Below are 20,013 nucleotides of genomic sequence, written 5' to 3' on the forward strand. Positions count from 1 at the left end.
TAAAAAGTACATTGGTTATAAAAAATTAGGAAATTTTCAGATTGTATTTGACAAAAAAAATATAAGGAAAGGTAAATAAAAAATGTTTTTTACACAGTCAACATTCAACAATAATTATGGTTTAACAATTTTTGTTAACCTTCTTCTTTACATTTTGATATTGCTATTAGGACCAATGATTATTTCATTTTTAGTTGGACTAGTCAAAAAAAATGTAAAAAGCTCTAAGATGATTTATTTATATGCATTTAGCGCCGGAATGTTTTTAATGATAGGGGCACTAGGATTTATGAAAGAATCATCAACAGGATTAGAAACTTGATTTCACTCGAGCGATCAAGGAAAAAGTCTAACCGGGGGCAGTTCAGCAAAAGAACAACTTTACATGGCTTTAATTATGGGAATAAGTTCATTTGTCGGTTTGGGTCTAGTAATAGGCTGAAGATTTGCTATGGTTAAATTAAGCAAAGAGGAAGTTCATAAATCACACACTGATCACAACCACTCAGATCACTTTATTTCTTTAACTGATATAGACAACCCAAGAGCAGCTTGAGTAGCAATTTTCATGCTATTGAGCCACAGAATTATCGACGGTATAGTTTTAGGATATAGTGTTTTTCAATTCACTAGTGACGACTATACCAACCCAAACATATCATTGATAGTTACTTTTAATATTCACATTTTAATTGAATCTCTAATTATTTATTACAGACAGTTGCAATATGGACAGACTCGTTGAAAAGCACTTTTGTACAATTTCTACACAATGTTATTAATCATTCCAGTGATGTTTATTGGTGCTTATAGTGGTCCTTTATTTCTAAAATCTGGTTGATTATTACCAGCATTACAAACTCTAGCTGGAGCAGTAATTGTTTTTACTTCAGTCTTTGAACTAATTCCTGAATTTATTCACGCACGCAATGACAAACCCAAAGTTGTGTACCTAACATTTATTTCGTTTAGTTTAAGTATTGTTTTTTCAATCATTTTATTATCATTCCACACTCACAATGGTTCAGTGTCATTGCAAGGCGGTGATATCATTTACGAACAAGCAAAAAATCTTAAATACATAATGGTCTAAGTATGAGAAAAAGTCTTAAATTTATTTTCGGTTCGTTAGTTTTAACAGCATTTCTTGCAACACCAATGATTGTTACTTCTTGTGATAACAAAACAAATGACTTAAATGTTTCACAATTAGAAGAAGTTTTCAAAGGTTTTAAAATTGAAGTTAATAGTACCAACAATCTTTCTTTTGAAGAATTTCGTTCGTTGTTTGAAAAAACATATAAAAAAGTAAACAAAGATATTAAAAAAGTATTTAAAGATGAAGAAATTGCAAAATCAGTCAATGTAACATTGTTCAATGTTAATAAACTTTCATCAGGACACACAATAGAAATAAATCCAGTATTCAATAACAGCACAAAACAATTTAAATTAAGAGTCAAAATTATTCACACTGCCGGAGAGTATGTAGAAGGACAAAAAGACATAACACAGGTAGGTTCTTTTGTTAAAAAAGGCTTGAGTGAAGAAGAAAGAAGCCAAGCTATCCAGTCATTCAAAAATGACTCAAAAACACTGCTTTTTACACTCAAAGAAGACTCAAAATACCAAGATTTCATTGACTCAATTGATACTAAAAATGTTTTTAGTTCACTATTGAAACAAAGTGTTATTTCTTTTAAACCACAAACAAATTCATATGACAAAAATATTTACTCAACATCATACAATCTTCAAACTGATGATGAAAGCAAGACAGCAACATTGTTAGTAGAACTTAAACAAAAAGAAGGTTCAGTTGTTTTATATTCTTATTCGAAAAAGATTGAGTTCAAAAAATAGAAAGCTGCAACAGCTTTCTATTTTTCTAAATCTCCACCTAATTCTAAAATCATGTCTCTTAATTTAGCAGCTCTTTCAAAATCAAGTGCTTGTGAAGCTTCACGCATTTGCTGACGTAATTTTTCAAAAAGTTTTTCTCTTTCAGTAACAGGAACTTTTGATTTTTTCGCTTCTTGTGCCATTTGTTCAACTTCTTCAAGTAATTCTTCGTTTTCGATTGGTTCAACAATTTCTTTAATAATAGTTTTTGGAACAATGTTATGTTTTTGATTATATTTGATCTGAATTTCTCTTTTTACCTTGTTGTCTTGAATTGTTTCTTCCATTGCTTTACTCATTGTGTCAGCATAGAATATAACTCTCCCATGATCATTTCTTGCTGCCCGTCCAACAATTTGAATCAAACTTGTTGTATTACGCATGAAACCATTTTTATCTGCATCAAGTAAACAAATCAGACTGACTTCTGGTAAGTCAATTCCCTCACGTAAAAGATTAATTCCAATAACAACGTCATAAATTCCTTTACGTAGTTTCCTTAAAATTGTATTTCTTTCAAAAGTGTTAAATTCTGAGTGAATGTAAGCAGCCTTTACGCCCTTTGAAACTAAAAACTTATTCAATTCTTCAGCGTTTCTCTTGGTTGTTGTAAGAATTAGAGTGCGATCATTATTTTCTTTTTGTTTCTTAAGTTCATCAAAAATATTTTCCATTTGATTTTCGGTTGGTCGTATTTCGATGATAGGGTCCAGCAATCCAGTTGGGCGAATAAATTGTGTAATAACTTCACCTTCTGTCTTATCAACTTCATAATCACCTGGTGTAGCAGAAATATAAACTTTTTGGAAAGGATATTCTTCAAATTCGTGAAATTTCAAAGGTCTATTATCTAGTGCCGATGGCAAACGAAAACCATATTCAACAAGAGTTTGTTTTCTAGAACGATCTCCATTAAACATTCCGTGTAATTGTGGAAGCATAATGTGACTTTCATCAATAAAAATAATTGCATCACTTGGTAAATAATCTAATAATGTGTATGGTTTTTGTCCCGGCTCACGTCCATCAATGTATCTTGAGTAATTTTCAATCCCACTAACATAACCGAATTCACTCAAACTATCCATGTCATTATTGATTCTTTCTTTCAGTCTTTGATACTCAAGAAGTTTACCTTGCTGTTCAAATTCTTTTAGTCTTTGCTGTAATTCTTCATTAATTTCACTGACTATTTTCTGTACTGTTTCAGGTTTAGTAGTGTAGGCTGTGGCAGGAAAAATGGTAGTAGCATGAATGTTTTTTAATACCATTCTGCTAACAGGATCAACAGTGACAATTTTTTCAATTTCATCATCAAAAAATTCTATTCTTAAATTGAATTCATCAGTTCAAGAAGGAGCGATTTCAAATGTGTCTCCTTTGAGTGAAAAATTACCCCTGTTGAGTGTTAATTGGTTTCTTGAATAACCCATTTGAACAAGTTTAACCATGAAGAAACGGCGATCAAAATTCATTCCAACTTCAATTGGCAAAAATGACTCACGATACTCACTAGGATTGAAAGCACCATAAATTGATGCAACAGACCCAACAACAATTGTGTCTCTTCTTAAGCTTAAAGCATTAACTGTTCTGTGTCTCATTGCTTCAATTTCTTTGTTATTTTTTGAAGTTTTGTCAATAAAAATATCTCTACTTGGTATGTACGCTTCAGGACGGTAGTAATCAAAATATGAAATAAAATATTCCACCCTGTTGTTTGGAAAAAATGTTTTTAATTCACTATATAACTGACTGGCTAATGTCTTATTGTGACTCAAAACTAAGCACGGACGATTAACACGAGCGATAACGTTAGCGATAGTAAAAGTTTTTCCCGATCCAGTAACCCCAAGCAATACTTGGTCTTGAACTCCATTGTTTAAATTTTCAACTAAGCGCTCAATTGCTTGCGGTTGGTCACCTGTTGGTTGATAGGCAGCAACAAGTTCAAATTTTTTATCTTCTTTTTCCATACTAACCTCCAAATTTATTAAAAATTATATAAGTTTTGTATTTGGTATAATAGTTTTTATGAAATTAACAAAGAAATTATTACTAACTTCAGTGTTATCATTGAGTGTTTTATCTTTACCAATTGTAGCTTTAAGTTGTGGGCAAACAGCGCAGGTAGTTAATGACTCTTTTGCAGTAACACAATGACAAAAATACCAAGATCAATATAATTCTTCAACTAAAACTTGAGATTTATCACAAGCCGACATTAAAGAAATTCCTAATCAAGGATTCAGTTTCATTGCTTTAGCAAATCTAACATATGGCGAAGAAAGAAAAGCAGATGGAACTATTGACAATTCTAAAGTTAAAATAGCAGTTATTGAAAATATTATCTTACCAGCTTCATTACAAAAAATTGGTGACAGAGCCTTCTATAATGTCAGTGCATTAAAAAATGTCGATTTTTCAAAAGCAACTAGTCTATCATCAATCGGTTCTAATGCGTTTGAAGGAACAAGTATTGAAAATATCCAACTTCCTGAGAGCTTAACTCAAATTGGTTCAGAGGCCTTCGAGAACACAAAACTAACCACAGTAAAAATTCCATCTTCAGTAAAAATCATTGAAAATAGTACATTCTTTGGTGCTAATTTACAAAGCGTAACTCTTGATGGAGTACAAAAAATTAGAGGTTATGCATTCGGAAATAACCCAGAACTAAAAGAAGTTGTACTTCCTGAATCAGTAAATGAAATGGATATCACTGCATTTGATAATGACCACGGTCAAGAATATCAATCACCAGTGAGTTTAACAGTAAACAATGCCGAACTTAAACAAGCACTAACAACAGAATTGCAAACAAACACCAATCACAATTTCACTATTAAATAATGAGTATGAAAAAAACTTGGTTCAAACAACCAAGTTTTTCTTATTCCATTGGAATTTTGTGAGTGAAATCATCCTTTATTAGCTCGGTATAATCGCTCATATCTTCCATTTTGAAAACATTGAAGCTGATCAATGATTTCTTGAATCATTCTACATCACGAAGACGTGTAACTAATTTATGAATTTTAGCTAAAACATCAAGAGTTTTACTGAAGTAAAAACTGTTTGATAATCAATGGAAACCATATTTACGCATCAAGGCACGAATTTCTTCATACCCTTGGTGATAGTCGCCTTTGTATTCTTTAATTAGTTTTTCTTTGTCAAGGTAAAAAACAATTCCGTACATCTGTTTACCTCCAAAATAAAAGCCCGTAACGGGCACCATTTTTCATAGATTTATAAAGATATTATAACAAAGTAAGACTAGAATTGCTTAATATACTTGTGTCAGGTCTTTCTTGTTCATCGTACAGTATAGATAAAGGATCTTAATAATGGGTCGCTAATTAGGCCAACAAATACTCAAATAAAGCACTCACTGGCTGTTTTGATTGACCCTTGTCCTTTGTTGTAACCGACATTGATAATTAGATAAACTATTGATACTTGTACTGCCATCATAGTTACTATCGAAATAAGAATAGGTACTCAAATGTCACTAGCACTTCATAATGCTCTTAAGAATGTTAAATTAGCAACGTCAGCCAGGATTTTTGCAAGTGTTAGTGCTACAATAGCATATCCTAATGTTTTGATAACGTCTTTATCGACTTTGTAAAGCATGAAGAAAGGATGTGTTAGTGCTAAAAATACTATTCCAGAAATAATGGTTATATAGATACCTACCATAAATAATTGTCAGCCAAGATTGTAAGCTCTTTTTAAGTCATTTCTACCTATTTCAACTCCTATTAACACATTAGTAACAGCACCCAGAGCAGTGTTGAATGCAGAAAAGAACCCGCTTAAAACGACAATAACTCTTCACAATGCTACATATCTATCGCCTAGTTCACCATTACTAATTGCACTAGAAACTAAGAACTGACTTATAGTTCACACTCCATATTCCAAAGCAATAGGAGTACCTAATTTAAACGTGTCTCAACAGTATTTTCACTGAAATAGTTGTTTTATAGGAGTAGGGTATTTCTTCAAAATTAAAAAGTAGCAAAAAGCAAAATTGATACACAATTGAATAAAGGCACTAAGAACGTAATATGCGGATGCTCACATGATTGTGTCACCACTTTTTGGAATATATAGAACCATGTATAAAAATGCTATACCAACAAAATTACCAGTAATTGCACCAATAACAGCTATATTATTTTTCTTAATTGATTGCAGTGCGGCAGCGAAAACTTGTGCTGCTGAGTAAACAAACAGTCAATAAAGCATATTACGTAAGTATTGAGTAGCAAAAACTAACTCACTCTTGTGTAACACACTACCATTAACATCATAAATTGCTTTTGTATCTCTTGCACCCATTGCTTTTAACAATACACCAGCTAAAAAGTACATTAGAACAAAGAATATAAGTGAAATAATTAAATTGACTACTACTCCAGTTCAAATTATCTTTGGTAATTCTTCTCTTCTTTCTTGACCAATAACATTAGAACAAATTATTAATACACCACTTGTAACCAAAGAGGGAATAAAATTAATCAAGTTAAAAACGAGAATAATCTTGGCAGCAATGTAAAAATATGTCCCAGTTGTATCATTAGTGTCAGAGTGATAAATTTCTTTGTATCAATTAATACTTAAAGAAGCAACTAGTGTTGCAATCACGGTAATAAACACTTGAATAAAAATAGGGGTTGTTAATTTCATAATCATGCCGAAATCACGAGGTCAAAATAATTCTTTTAATGAACTAGTTTCAGTCTTTTTAAGAATTCATGACTTAATTTTGTTCGGTTTTTTTGTGATTTGTACTTGATTTTGCATAATTTAAAAATTTTATAACATTTCTTAATTTTTTAAAATCCTTTTTGTTTGCTTGTGGTTTGCTTTTAGACCAAAGAATATATAATTAAGAATTATGAATAAGAAAAGAAGATTTTGTTTGCAGCTAGTAGGAGTTTTGATTATTTTAAATCTTTTTTTATTACCTGTTTTAATTCCTATAGCGCATCATCTTGATAGTGTTAATTGAGTCAAAAAATATTTCTTGAGTGTAGGACCAAATCTTGGATTAATCATAATTTTGTACTCATCTTGTGTACTTTTTTTATTAAAGCACGGAAATACTTGATACCACTCAATGTTCTTTTTCGCGAGTGTTAAGAAGATTGAAATTACGTTTAAAAAGCAGATATATTTACAAAAATTTTCAGGTCTAATAATATGCCTAGCCGCATGCTTTTTGACAATCTTTTTGAATGTTAGAAACGATTGATATTGATACATAAATTTAGGTTTTACACTGGCATTTTTATTAGATTTAGTTGTTGTCAATATTGTTTCAAAAAGAGAAAAATTGATTTTTTAAGTAAATGGCTTTGCCATTTGCTTTTATATAATTACTTATGATTAATGGAGTAAAATATGGGTTTTTTCAAAAAATTAAAAGACAGAATTTTTAAATCAAAAGAAGATGAAATAGAAAAAGTTAACGAAGAGATAAAAAACAAAAAAGCAAAAGAAATAGAAAAAGAGCTGTCAAACAAGAAAAAAGTTGACAAATACATCTCAGGATTAAGTAGGTCGAATACATCTTTCAGTGAAATGATTAAATCACTTGAAAATCAACACAATGAAATTGATGAAGACTTTTTTGAAGAGTTAGAAGAAGTTCTAATTATGTCAGACATCAGTGTGAAACTGGTTGACATAATAGTTCATGAAATCAAAAAAGAAGTAAAAAACGAAAATATTAAAGATATCAAGCTAATTAAAGAAATTATTGCTGACAAATTATTTACCATTTACACAGCAAACAGTGTGGTGGATACAACTTTAGATATTCAAAAAGGACGTTTGAACGTCATTTTAATGGTTGGAGTAAATGGAACTGGAAAAACAACTTCCATCATCAAAATAGCTAACAAGTTGAAAAATGAAGGTTATAAAGTTTTAGTTGCAGCAGGAGATACATTTAGGGCAGCCGCTGTAGAACAACTAGAAGTATGAGCACAAAGAGTAAATGTTGATATAGTTAAACCTAATGAAAACGAAACAGATCCAGCTAGTGTGGCGTTTAGAGCTTGTGATAAGGCTCTCGAAGGACACTATGATGTTTTATTGATAGACACTGCCGGAAGATTGCAAAACAAAGCAAATCTTATGAATGAACTAGCGAAAATAAAAAGAGTAATAAGCTCTAAAATCGAAAATGCTCCACAAGAAACACTTCTTTCCATTGATGCAACAACAGGACAAAATGGAATCAGTCAAGCAAAATTATTCGGTGAAGTTACTCCATTGACTGGAATTGTTTTAACAAAAATGGACGGAACATCAAAAGGTGGAATTGTCTTAACAATTAGAGATGAACTGGGTATCAATGTAAAATTCATTGGACTTGGTGAAAAAGTGGATGATTTACAAGAATTTGACTTAGATAATTTCATTTACGCGCTGACAATGGGGTTAAGTGATGAGTAAAATTGATGATAAAGACTTAGAAGAACGTGAATATTTAGTTGAATTATTTGAAAAATATCAACAACTTTTGCCAACTTCACAACGCCAAGCACTCTATCTTCACTTAATTGAAGATCTTTCATTTAGTGAAATGTCAGAGGAATTAGCAATGACTCGTTCTGGCGCTTTCGATGCAGTGAAAAAAGGCAAGAAAAAACTGTTGGAAATTGCAAAAAAATTAGAACAAAATCCATAGCTTTTTGACTTTAGGCAGTTAAAATGTTAAAATTTATTTAATAAATTTAGGAAGGTGGCTATGGCTTATAAAAGAGTTTTAATTAAATTATCAGGAGAAGGATTAGCAAACAAGTCTAAATCTCTTGCTATTGACTATGAACTAGTTAAGAAATTTGCCTCACAACTTAAAAAAATAGTTGCTAAAAATGTTGAAGTGGCAATTGTTGTGGGTGGAGGAAACTTTTGAAGAGGAACCAGTGCTGAAAAAAACGGAATTAATCGGGTAAGAGCTGACTACATCGGAATGTTGGCAACAACCATGAATGCTTTGGCACTACAGTCAGGTTTCGAAAATCAAGGTCTACAATGTCGTGTTCTTAATTCATTGACAATGGATCCAAAAGTGTGTGAAGTGTATGTTAATGAGAGAGCTAAAAAATATCTACAAGATGGTGAAGTAGTAATCTTTGCCGGTGGAACAGGTAGACCATTCTTTACTACCGATACAGCTTCAACTTTATTTGCTTCAGAAATCGGAGCCGAAGCTATTTTAATGGGTAAAAACAATGTCGAAGGAGTTTATGATAGCGATCCTAAATTAAACCCAAATGCCCAAAGATTTGATGAAATTACATATGACGAAATTCTTGCAAGAGACTTAAGAGTAATGGATCAAACTGCAGTATCAATGGCTAAAGATAACGATATTGAATTATTAATTTTTAACATTAATGAGGAAGATTCACTATTGAAAGCCATTGATGGCAACATTGTTTCAACAAGAGTGCACAAATAATTTTTAATAAGGAGACAAACTATGGAATTAGATTTTTATTTAATGCAATTAGAAGAAGAATGTCAAAAAGCAATCAATAATTTTGAAATTCAAATGCAAAAAGTAGCCGTAGGAAGAGCGAATCCTAATTTAGTAAACAAAGTTAAAGTTAATTACTATGATTCTATTATGAACCTAGATGAAATAGCAGCTATCTCAGTTGCGAGTGCATTGCAACTATTAGTAAAACCATACGATATGGGTTCAATCAAAGAAATTGAAAAAGCAATCAAAGATTACAAATTACCAGTTTCAGTTTCAAACGAAGGAAATCAAATTCGTCTTTCATACCCAGCAATGACCACCGAAAAAAGAAAAGAAATGGTTAAACAATTAAACCAACTAACTGAGCAAGCAAGAGTTGGAATTCGTCAAGCCCGTCAAGATGTTAACAAAGCAATCAAAGCTGACAAAGAATTAAGTGAAGACTTGCAAAAAAATTACCTTGATGTAGTGCAAAAACATGTTGACAAGCAAGTTGAAGTTGTTAACAAAATGAGCGAAGAAAAAGAAAAAGATTTAATGACTATATAAAATGAAAAATTTAACAAAAAGAGCATTCAGTGCCACGATTTTATTTTTAATACTAATACCTTTTGTTTTTATTACTTACTATGCCAATTTTGTCGGAAGAATAATTGGCATTTGTTTTTATATTACCTTCGCACTTTGAGCAAGCTGGGAAATTATTAAGCATTTTAATATCGATTTAGCCTCAAAAATACTGCTTATGACTGGTATTTTACTCATGATGTTGTTACCTTATGAGATCTTTGCCAATCTAAAAAATCAGGCATTTTGAGCAATAGATTCCAAAATTTTATTGAACCGTTATGCCTTTTTGGCAATTTCGTTTAGTGACAAGCTATATTTTACAGACCTGATTTTTGCTTTTATCCCCTTTTTATTAGCCATGCTTTTAAATATAAAAAAAATCATATGATCACAGTGGCTTATTGCCTTGCTAGTACTGCTTATTGTGCCAATTTTTAGCAAGATTCTATTCATTGTTAATGTCAAAAATATTTATATTTTATTAGCAATAGAATTAGTGGCAGTTTCTGTCGATACTAGTGCAATGCTGGGTGGTATGGCTTTTGGACAAAAGATCATTAAAAGAAAATTTGCTCCTAGATTGAGTCCCAAAAAAACATGAGAGGGTGTGTTGTGTGCGTTTCTACTGGGTAGTTTAGCAGTCTATATGTTATTTTGTCTTCCAGGGATGGTGGTCAAAAATAGCATCACAACAATCTACACAAGTGATTTGCAAGTTGCTTTTGGAGTTTTGTTTCTTGCTCCTATTACAATCTATGCGGATTTATTATTTTCCGCTTTCAAAAGAAGTCTTAAAATTAAAGATTTCAGTAATTTAATTCCAGGACACGGTGGAATCATGGATAGATTTGATAGTGTGTCAATTCTTACCATTGCTTCAATGCTAATTTACACATATTTATAAAGAGGTAATTATGGAGATTTTTAAAAAGCTTTGTCTAAAATGTAATATTAAAGTCGATGATGAATTTAATTCATTTTCAGTACCGTATGCTAAATATAGTGAAGCAACCGGTGCGATTGAGATGCAAATTGTTTTTGACCACCACATAACTCTTTCAAAATTCCGTTATTTTTATGAGTCATTAAACAAATGCTTTCCTAATTTAGATCTTAAGCTTTCAGTGCGTTTTAATTCAATGGACGCACACTTAATTTTTGACTATCTTCTGTTAGCAGCGGAGATGAAAAACAAGCCCCTTTATAATGAATTAATTAAAATATCTAAAACTAATGTTTCATTATCAGATGGAACATATTTAACAATTACCAGTTCTTACAAAAAAACTCTTGATGTTCTTAGCGCCTACAAAGATACAATTAATGCTTTTTTAGTTGGTTGGGGATTCAAAAATATAAGTCTTAAATTATCTCTTAAAAAAGAAGAAACAAAAGATACAAATAAAGAAATTGAAAGACTCATTTCTGAAGCATCGGCACAAATTGAAGAAAGCAAAAAAATGGTCGAGAACGAGCAAAAGAAAACTGCTTTTGTTCCTCGAAAATCTTCACCACGTGAATACAAGCAAATAGCAATTAAGGATATTGATATTGAGTATGTTGAAAACGTTGAAATTAAAGGTCAAGTGTTCGGTATCGATGAAAGAAAAATTCGTGATAACTTTGTAATAAAAACCTTCACGGTTAGTGATTTTTCTGAAGCTATTACTGCCAAAATAATTAATAAAGACATTGAGATAAAGGAAAATTCCTTCGTTTCTATTAAAGGAAAAATAGAAATGGATCCGTATTTAAAAAGAAAAATTCTTCGTGTCGATTCTGTTGTCGAAATCGAACCACTGTGAAATAATAAAACTGACAATGCTCCAGAAAAAAGAATTGAGCTTGCATTGCGTTCAAATATGTCAACGCAAGACGGAGTTGTGTCAGCCTCTGATTATATCAAAACAGCTCAAAGATACGGACACCAAGCACTAGCAATAACTGATATAGATGGTGTTCAGGCCTTTCCAGATTTTTTCAATGCTACTAAAAAATTAGATTCATTAAAACCTATTTATGGAGCAACTTTATCTTCTATCACCAAGGATAATGGAACTGTATTATCAAGCCAAGATTTTGACTTAGCGACTCAAAGATACATTGTTTTTGACTTAGAAACAAGCGGATTGAGTCCGATATTTGATGAAATCATCGAGTTTGGAGCAGTGATAGTTGAAAACGGCGAGACTATTGACAAAATTCAGTTTTTTGTTAAACCTTCGAAACCAATATCTAAATTTACTACTGAACTTACTAACATTACTAACGAAATGTTAGAAACATATGGAATTAGTCAGGAAGAAGCAGCACACAGAATTCACAAAATTCTTTCAAGTGGTATCGCAGTAGCTCACAATGCAAATTTTGACATCAGTCACTCAAAAGAACTGTTTAAACGTTGAAATTTACCATATCTAGATATTAAAGGTATCGACACAATGTTTGTTGCCAGAATTTTATTTCCACTAAACAGCAAATTCAGATTAGGAGTAGTGGCAAAAAAATTCGATGTTGTTTATGATGAAGAAACAGCCCACAGAGCCGATCAAGATGCGAAAGTATTGGCTGAAATTTGAATTAAAATGATAAGTAAACTAGCACGGGATTTGGAAATTACTACATCAGCTCAGCTGCGTCAAAAAATCGATCCTGAATTCTATCGAAAAAAATTTCCTTATGAAATAAGATTGTTGGCAAAAAATCAAAAAGGATTGAAGAAACTATTTCAAATTGTATCTAAAGGAAGTACTGAAGACTATCACAATGGGTTAAGAGTATTTCTTGAAGATATACAAAAAGGTGAAGATTTATTGATAGGAACTTCTACTCATCTTTCTTATTTCTGAGACAAAGTTTTCACTGGTTGTTCAGAAGATATAGAAAAAGAAATTACTCATTATGACTATATTGAATTCGCTCCCTTATCAACAATGGAATATCGTGTAGCGCGAGGCGATATAAACAGTCTGGAAGCAATAAAAACTGCTTATAAAATGGTTATTGAATTAGCAAAGAAACATAATATACCTTGTGTTGCGGTTTCAGATGCTCGTTATACTGAAGAAATTGAAAAAATTCTTCACCATGTGTATATTTTTGCGGATGGTGTTGGTGGTAAAAAACACTGATTGTACTCATTTAAAGATCAAAACACTAAGGCATACCCGGTTCTAGATTACAAGACAACAGAAGAAATGCTGGCTGAATTCAGTTTCTTGAATGACGATAAACTAATCAAAGAAATAGTTATTTATAACACTCATTTAATAGCAAACCAGATTGAAAAAATTGAAGTAATCAAGAAAGATTTATTTAAACCTATTTTTGATGATAGTACCAATAAATTGACTGAACTTGTATACAAAACAGCCCACGAAAGATACGGTGAAATACTACCTGAAGCCATTGCAAAAAGAATTGATAGAGAGCTTAAACCAATCACTGAAAATGGATACAGTGTTATTTATTGAATAAGTCATAAGTTGGTAAAAAAATCTAATGATGAAGGCTACTTAGTTGGAAGCCGTGGTTCAGTAGGTTCATCTATCGTTGCAAATTTATCTGGAATTTCAGAAGTTAACCCCTTAAATCCACACTACTTGTGTTCACAATGTAAGTTTTTTGAAATGTTCGATCCTAGTCCTGAATTATCAAGTGGTTGAGATCTGAAAGATAAATTGTGTCCGAACTGTGCTATTCCTTTGACAAAAGACGGACACTCAATTCCTTTTGAAACATTTCTAGGTTTTAATGCTGACAAGGTCCCTGACATTGATCTAAACTTCTCCGGAGACTATCAAGCATACATTCACAACTATGTTCGTGAATTATTTGGAGAAAGCCACACTTTTAGAGCTGGTACCATTTCAACTATTGCTTCAAAAACAGCATATGGTTTTGTTAAAAAATATGATGAAATAGTCAATACTCAATCACGCTCATTTTCTACCGCCTACATTGAATTTTTAGCAGGAAAATCAACGGGAGTAAAACGTACAACAGGACAGCACCCTGGAGGAATTATCATTGTTCCAAAAGAATACGACGTTGAAGACTTTACTCCAATAAACTATCCAGCTAATGATAAAAGCAGTGATTGAAAAACTACTCACTTTGATTTCCATTCTATTCACGATAACTTACTGAAACTTGATATTTTAGGACACGATGATCCGACTGCTATTCGAATGCTAGAAAGATTAACTAAAATAAATGTTAAAAATATTCCTAAATCGGATGAAAAAGTTATCAAGTTATTTTCTACAACCGAGTCACTGAATATTGATCCAAATCAAATTGGTGGTGAGGTAACAGGAGCTAAAGGATTGCCAGAATTCGGTACTCAATTCGTGCGCCGGATGTTAAAAAGTGCAAAAGCCAAAAAATTTAGCGATTTAATTTCTCTTTCTGGTTTGAGTCATGGTACAGATGTTTGAACTGGTAATGCTGAAGAATTGATTAAAAAATACAATTTTGATCTATCGCAATTAGTTTGTTGTCGTGATGATATTATGAACACCTTAATCTTGCATCAAGTAGATCCTAAAAAAAGCTTTGATATTATGGAAAAAGTTCGTAAAGGTAAAGGATTGACTCCTGAAGAAGAAAATCTTCTAAGAGATCATAATGTACCTGATTGATATATTGAATCACTGCAAAAAATTAAGTACATGTTCCCCAAAGCCCATGCTACTGCCTACGTTATTATGGCCTGAAGAATTGCTTGATTTAAGATTTATTATCCACTTGAATACTACGCAACATATTTCACTACTAGAACAGAATCAAATGACATTAAGGTACTATCAGATTCAAAAGAAGCAATTGATCAAAGAATTGAAGAAATTAACACACTAATTAGAAATAAACAATCAACTACTAAAGAGCAAAATTATTTGGATGGTTTAGAAATTGGTCAAGAATTATATGCTCGTGGTTACAAGATTCTTAATGTTGACTTAGAACGTTCGCTTGCTAAAGAATGAGTAATTGATTATGACAAAAAAGCTTTGATTCCACCTTTTATCAATGTTGATTCACTTGGAGAATCAGTGGCAGAATCGATAATTAATGCTCGTAATCAAAATCCATTCTTGTCTGTTGAAGATTTGCAAGAAAGAACACAAATCAACTCTAGAATTTTAGAAAATCTAAAATCTTTAAATATTTTAGACAAATTAGACGAAAACAATAATATTAGTTTATTTGATTAAAATTAGCCTTGTGCTAATTTTTTTGTAACAAAAAAAAGCACCCAAAATGAGTACTTTTTCAGTCAATTATAGTTTGTTAGTAATATTCTTGGCAGCTATTGTTCCATCGCTTACAGCTGTAGTAATTTGACGTATGTCTTTTACTCTAACATCTCCTGCTGCATAGATATTAGGAACCGCTGTTTCCATGTTTTCATTGGTTATAATGAAGCCATTAGGAGCTAAAATATTTAAATCCTTTAAAAAACTTGTCGAAGGAATGAATCCAATGTATGGAAATAGTGCTGCCAATTGAATTGTTTTTATTTCTTCACCAATTTTAACCACGACACTCCCTACATTATCATTTTCATTAGGAAGTATTTCAAGAATTTGAGAGTTTTTAATAATTTCAACGTTATTTTTAGCTTCCAGTTCTTCGACTAGTTTTTTCTCAGCAATAATTTCATCTCTTACAAAAATATAAACTTTAGATGCAAAAGAAGCAACATATGCCCCTTCTTCAATGGCAGAGTTTCCACCACCGATGATTCCAATAGGTTGGTTTTTAAAGTTAGGCCCATCACAAATAGCGCAGTAACTTACACCTTTACCATCAAAATAATCAATACCTTTGATTTCTTTTGGGATTCTGTTTTGCATTCCGGTCGCAATAATTATTGTTTTTGTTTCAATAACTTGTCCATCATTTAGAATCACTTTTTTAGCAAAATTATCATTAGGATCGTTTTCTATTTTAACAACTTCACCATAAATAAATTCCGCACCATTTTCTTGTGCTTGTTGAAACATTTTTGTCGCTAACTGAGCTCCTTGAATTAATAATTCTCCGGGTCAATTTTCAATCTTTGACTGAAATGGTAATTTTCCACCAGGAACTTTGTTTTCAATAAAGACAGTTTTCAAACTGCTTCTTGTTGTATAAACTGCGGCAGTTAGTCCAGCAGGACCTCCCCCAATAATAACCACATCATACTTGTTATTCATGTACCGCCTCCAATTTTTCTTTGTTTTTTAGCAAATTGATTCTTTCAATTTCTTTTTGGCGGCGCATAGTAAATGAAACTGAATCTTCTCAAACAATGAAGTAAATTCATTTGGTTCCATACTGATTAACTTTGTAAATTGTGTAGCGTTTGTTAGTTGTGAATTCAAATACAAGTACAAGAAGTACACCTACAACTATGTAAATTACCGAAAGAACATTATAGAATGTATAACTTTCAGCACGTAAATTTTCCATTGATAAACGAACCACACCGTATCAAATTCAGTATAGTCCACCAGTAGTTCCTGGTCTCAATCAATTTCATTTATTTAGAACTCAAACTAAAATAATATATCCTAGCAAGTTTGCCATCGATTCATACAAGAACAATGGAGCACGGTATGCTGTTTCACCACCGTCAGTTATATACATGTGTGATTTGATGAAGTTTGGCAGTCAAACTATTGATCAATCGTCAGCACCTACAATTTGTCCAAAAACTTCATGATTTGCGAAGTTTCCTCATCTACCAATTGCTTGACCGATGAAGACAGTTGGCAAAATGATTGAAAGACATTTGCGTAAATCTACTTGTTTTCTGAAAAATGATAGAAAAATCAAGTCAGCAATGGCAGCAGTGACAACCCCCCCTTGAATTGAGAGTCCACCCTCTCAAATTTTGTACCAATGCTTAAGTGTTATTCAATCCTTGACTGCAATTCTTTCGAAAATAAAGAATAAACGCGCTCCAATGATAGCTGAAGGTAAAGTGACTATTACTACTCACACGAAAAGGTCAAATTTATATTTCTCTCTTTTTCAAAATCAATAGACGGTAAGAATAGCACAAAACATTCCTAGCATCATTAAAAAAGAATAAAGACGAAGATCTCCTAATTTTAAGACCGTACTTTGATCATCAGGGATATATGCTGTCATATTCCTCCTTTATGTATCTTAAATTTTAATAAATAACCTTTAATATTGAGTTATTTTTTCAACATTTCAGCAAGGTATTTACCTGTCAGCGAACCGTTTACTAAGCTAACTTGCTCTGGAGTACCAGTAGCCACTATTTTTCCACCATATCTTCCGCCACCTGGACCTAAGTCAATTATGTGGTCAGCAGACTTAATTACATCTAAATTATGTTCTATTACTAAAACACTGTCGCCACTATCAACAATGCGGTTAATTACTGAAAGTAATTTTTTAACATCGTGAGTATGAAGACCAGTAGTTGGTTCATCAAGTACATACAATGTTTTACCTGTGGGTTTCTTTTGTAAAAACGTTGCTAGCTTGACCCTTTGGGCTTCTCCACCACTCAATGTTGTTGCACTTTGACCTAGCTGAATGTAATCTAAACCAACATCCATTAGTGTTTTTAGTTTGTCTTGAATTTTCTTTTTAGCAGCAAAAAATTCATAAGCTTCTTTTATTCTCATATTTAGTACATCATTAATGTTTTTGCCATGATATTTGATTTCTAAAGTTTCCAGATTGTAACGTTTTCCTTCACAGTGATCACAGTCAACATAAACATCAGGCAAGAAGTGCATTTCGATTTTAATTACTCCATCCCCTTGACATTTATCGCAACGCCCACCAGGAACATTGAAACTGAAACGGCCTTTTGTGTATCCTCTGAATCTTGACTCTTCAACATTAGCAAAAACATCACGAATATCATCGAAAACAGAAGTATAAGTAGCTGGGTTAGAACGCGGTGTACGACCGATCGGACTTTGTGTTATTTGGATAATTTTGTCGATATTGACATAACCACTCATTTTTGCTATCTCAGACTCATAATTGAACTCATTTATGTATTTATTTAATTCATTAACTATAACTTCATTTACTAAAGTACTTTTCCCTGAACCACTAACACCAGTAACACAGACCAATTTACCTAAAGGAATATCAACATCAACCTTCTTTAAGTTATTCATTGATGCACCTTTGATTTTTAACACTTTACCATTTCCACTGCGGCGTGATTCTGGGACTGCGATTTTTCATTCTCCAGAAAGATATTTACCAGTGATAGACTCAGGTGCTTTGGCAATGTCTTCAACTGAGCCAGTAGCTACAACATAACCACCTTCTTCTCCAGCTTTAGGTCCTATATCAACAATATAATCGGCATCAAAAATTGTTTCTTCATCGTGTTCTACAACAACAAGAGTGTTACCGATATCAACCATTTTTCTTAGTGAATTCAATAACTTACGATTATCAGCCTGATGTAATCCAATGCTCGGTTCGTCTAAAACATACAAAATTCCAGTTAAATTTGCTCCAATTTGTGTGGCCAAACGAATTCTTTGGCTTTCTCCCCCACTCAATGTTTCAGCCTTACGATTTAGGGTTAAGTAGTCTAAACCAACGTTTACCAAAAACTCAAGACGGTGTTTAATTTCAATAAGAATTAAGTTAGCAATTTCCTTTTCGGTTGCATCTAATTCTAAGTTATTAATAAATTCAAGCAAGGTGTTTATGTCATTTTTGCAAGCTTCATAAATATTTTGATTTCCTAATTTGACTGCCAAAGCTTTAGGATTTAATCTAGCTCCCTTGCAAGAAGAACAAACAATTTCTGACATAAATTTTCCATATCAGGCACGAATATCTTCACTAGTGGTTTCAAGATATTTACGTTCTAACATTGTTGCAATACCTTCAATGTACCCACTGCGATTATATTTATTTCCTGAAGCTGAAATCAGTGTATAAGTTAAAGGTTCATCTGAACCATACAATAAAATTTTCATTTTATCTTGTTCGATTTTTTCTAGCGGTAAGTCAATACTAATGTCATAGTGGTCAAGCAGTACTTTAAATTCTTGTCACTCAAGATTCGTTGTGTTGACTGTATTTTCAAAATATTTAATTCCACCACCACGAATGCTTCGTTTGAAATTAGGAATTAATTTGTTGACATCAACTGATTGTTTAACACCTAGACCCTTACATTCCTCACACATTCCAAATGGAGAGTTGAATGAAAATAATTTAGGTTCAATCTTAGGCATATCAAAATCACCATACTCACAAGCATGGAAAATTGAAAATTGTTGAGTAGCACCATCAACTTCATGAACATTGACTAGTCCTTTTGAGTATCCTAAGGCAATTTCAACTGCTTCAGAAATTCTTTGACGCATGTCATATTTCAAGGTTAAACGGTCAATGACTATATCAATATTTCAACGTTTATTTTTATCTAATTTTATTTCATCGTCAAGACTAAAAATTGCGTCATTAATTTTGACACGCACGAAACCATCTTTTTTTAGTTTTGCTAGCAGTACTTGATGAGTTCCTTTTTCACCTTGTACAACAGGAGCGAGAATATATAATTTAGTATTTTCCGGTAGTTGAAAAATTGCATCAATAATGTCTTTTAATTTTTGTGCCTTTATTTCGATATTATGTTTAGGACAATAAGCTTTTCCAATTCTTGCATATAACAATCTTAGATAGTCATAAATTTCTGTAACAGTTCCAACAATTGAACGAGGGTTATTGTGAGTAGTTTTTTGCTCGATACTGATCGAAGGACTCAATCCTTCAATACTATCAACATTTGGACGTTTTGTGTTACCTAAAAATTGACGTGCATATGAAGAAAGTGAGTCAACATATCTTCTTCTTCCTTCTTCATAAATTGTGTTGAAAGCAAGGCTCGATTTTCCTGAACCACTAAGTCCTGTAAAAACAACTAATTTTCCTCTCGGAATTTCCAAATCAATATTTTTTAAGTTATTTTCTCTTGCTCCTTTAATGATAATCTTGTCATTTTCCATAATTCTAAAATTATA

15 protein-coding genes are annotated in these 20,013 nt (G+C 32.1%); 9 read left to right on the forward strand and 6 right to left on the reverse strand.

From position 1 onward, the window contains the following. Positions 1-82 precede the first annotated feature (82 nt). Both ACWXVV_RS01100 and ACWXVV_RS01105 read left to right on the forward strand, forming a co-directional pair. Entirely contained in the window at positions 83-1,093 is a 1,011-nt protein-coding gene (locus tag ACWXVV_RS01100; RefSeq protein ID WP_438341435.1) for a ZIP family metal transporter, read from the forward strand. 2 nt (positions 1,094-1,095) lie between these two features. Further along, entirely contained in the window at positions 1,096-1,863 is a 768-nt protein-coding gene (locus tag ACWXVV_RS01105; protein WP_438341434.1) for a hypothetical protein, read from the forward strand. Between the two features lie 17 nt (positions 1,864-1,880). Here ACWXVV_RS01105 and uvrB read toward each other — a convergent pair whose 3' ends face one another. Next, the gene (gene uvrB, locus ACWXVV_RS01110; RefSeq protein WP_438341433.1) at positions 1,881-3,878 is read right to left on the reverse strand and encodes an excinuclease ABC subunit UvrB; all 1,998 of its coding nucleotides are present in this window, start codon (positions 3,876-3,878) and stop codon (positions 1,881-1,883) included. Positions 3,879-3,936: 58 nt separating this feature from the next. Between uvrB and ACWXVV_RS01115 the strand changes: the two genes are divergently transcribed. Continuing rightward, positions 3,937-4,755: a leucine-rich repeat protein gene (locus ACWXVV_RS01115; RefSeq protein ID WP_438341432.1), complete on the forward strand. Its 819-nt coding sequence runs from the start codon at positions 3,937-3,939 to the stop codon at positions 4,753-4,755. A 40-nt stretch (positions 4,756-4,795) separates the two neighbouring features. Here the strand turns inward: ACWXVV_RS01115 and ACWXVV_RS01120 are convergent, their stop codons facing one another. Together ACWXVV_RS01120 and ACWXVV_RS01125 are read right to left on the reverse strand one after the other, a co-directional pair. Then, a complete protein-coding gene (locus ACWXVV_RS01120; RefSeq protein WP_455967699.1) occupies positions 4,796-5,104 on the reverse strand; it encodes a hypothetical protein in 309 nt (102 codons plus the stop codon). Positions 5,105-5,181: 77 nt separating this feature from the next. Continuing rightward, on the reverse strand, positions 5,182-6,717 hold the full coding sequence (locus ACWXVV_RS01125; protein WP_455984553.1) for an MATE family efflux transporter: 1,536 nt from the start codon (positions 6,715-6,717) through the stop codon (positions 5,182-5,184). A 600-nt stretch (positions 6,718-7,317) separates the two neighbouring features. On the opposite strand from ACWXVV_RS01125, the gene ftsY reads away from it, so the two are divergent. Genes ftsY through ACWXVV_RS01155 form a run of 6 tightly spaced genes read left to right on the forward strand, consistent with a single transcriptional unit; the run spans position 7,318 to position 15,198 of the window. Beyond that, a complete protein-coding gene (gene ftsY / locus ACWXVV_RS01130; RefSeq protein WP_438341428.1) occupies positions 7,318-8,376 on the forward strand; it encodes a signal recognition particle-docking protein FtsY in 1,059 nt (352 codons plus the stop codon). Continuing rightward, positions 8,369-8,611: a sigma factor-like helix-turn-helix DNA-binding protein gene (locus ACWXVV_RS01135; RefSeq protein WP_438341427.1), complete on the forward strand. Its 243-nt coding sequence runs from the start codon at positions 8,369-8,371 to the stop codon at positions 8,609-8,611. The genes ftsY and ACWXVV_RS01135 overlap by 8 nt, the downstream gene beginning before the upstream one ends. Before the next feature lie 60 nt (positions 8,612-8,671). Beyond that, entirely contained in the window at positions 8,672-9,388 is a 717-nt protein-coding gene (pyrH, locus tag ACWXVV_RS01140) for a UMP kinase (protein ID WP_438341426.1), read from the forward strand. Between the two features lie 21 nt (positions 9,389-9,409). Further along, positions 9,410-9,961, forward strand: coding sequence for a ribosome recycling factor (locus ACWXVV_RS01145; protein WP_438341425.1), 552 nt, complete (start codon positions 9,410-9,412; stop codon positions 9,959-9,961). 1 nt (position 9,962) lies between these two features. Then, positions 9,963-10,886, forward strand: a complete 924-nt coding sequence (locus ACWXVV_RS01150; RefSeq protein WP_455984552.1) for a phosphatidate cytidylyltransferase — start codon at positions 9,963-9,965, stop codon at positions 10,884-10,886. 10 nt (positions 10,887-10,896) lie between these two features. Then, the gene (locus ACWXVV_RS01155; RefSeq protein WP_455984551.1) at positions 10,897-15,198 is read left to right on the forward strand and encodes a PolC-type DNA polymerase III; all 4,302 of its coding nucleotides are present in this window, start codon (positions 10,897-10,899) and stop codon (positions 15,196-15,198) included. A 66-nt stretch (positions 15,199-15,264) separates the two neighbouring features. On the opposite strand, the gene ACWXVV_RS01160 is transcribed toward ACWXVV_RS01155, so the two are convergent. Genes ACWXVV_RS01160 through uvrA form a run of 3 tightly spaced genes read right to left on the reverse strand, consistent with a single transcriptional unit; the run spans position 15,265 to position 19,998 of the window. Next, on the reverse strand, positions 15,265-16,185 hold the full coding sequence (locus ACWXVV_RS01160; protein ID WP_455984550.1) for an NAD(P)/FAD-dependent oxidoreductase: 921 nt from the start codon (positions 16,183-16,185) through the stop codon (positions 15,265-15,267). Then, entirely contained in the window at positions 16,178-17,125 is a 948-nt protein-coding gene (gene lgt, locus ACWXVV_RS01165) for a prolipoprotein diacylglyceryl transferase (RefSeq protein WP_438341421.1), read from the reverse strand. The genes ACWXVV_RS01160 and lgt overlap by 8 nt, the downstream gene beginning before the upstream one ends. 50 nt (positions 17,126-17,175) lie before the next feature. Continuing rightward, complete coding sequence (gene uvrA / locus ACWXVV_RS01170; protein WP_455984549.1) at positions 17,176-19,998, reverse strand: excinuclease ABC subunit UvrA; 2,823 nt, start codon at positions 19,996-19,998, stop codon at positions 17,176-17,178. Positions 19,999-20,013 lie beyond the last annotated feature (15 nt).

This window comes from Mycoplasma sp. 3392 (assembly GCF_053851755.1).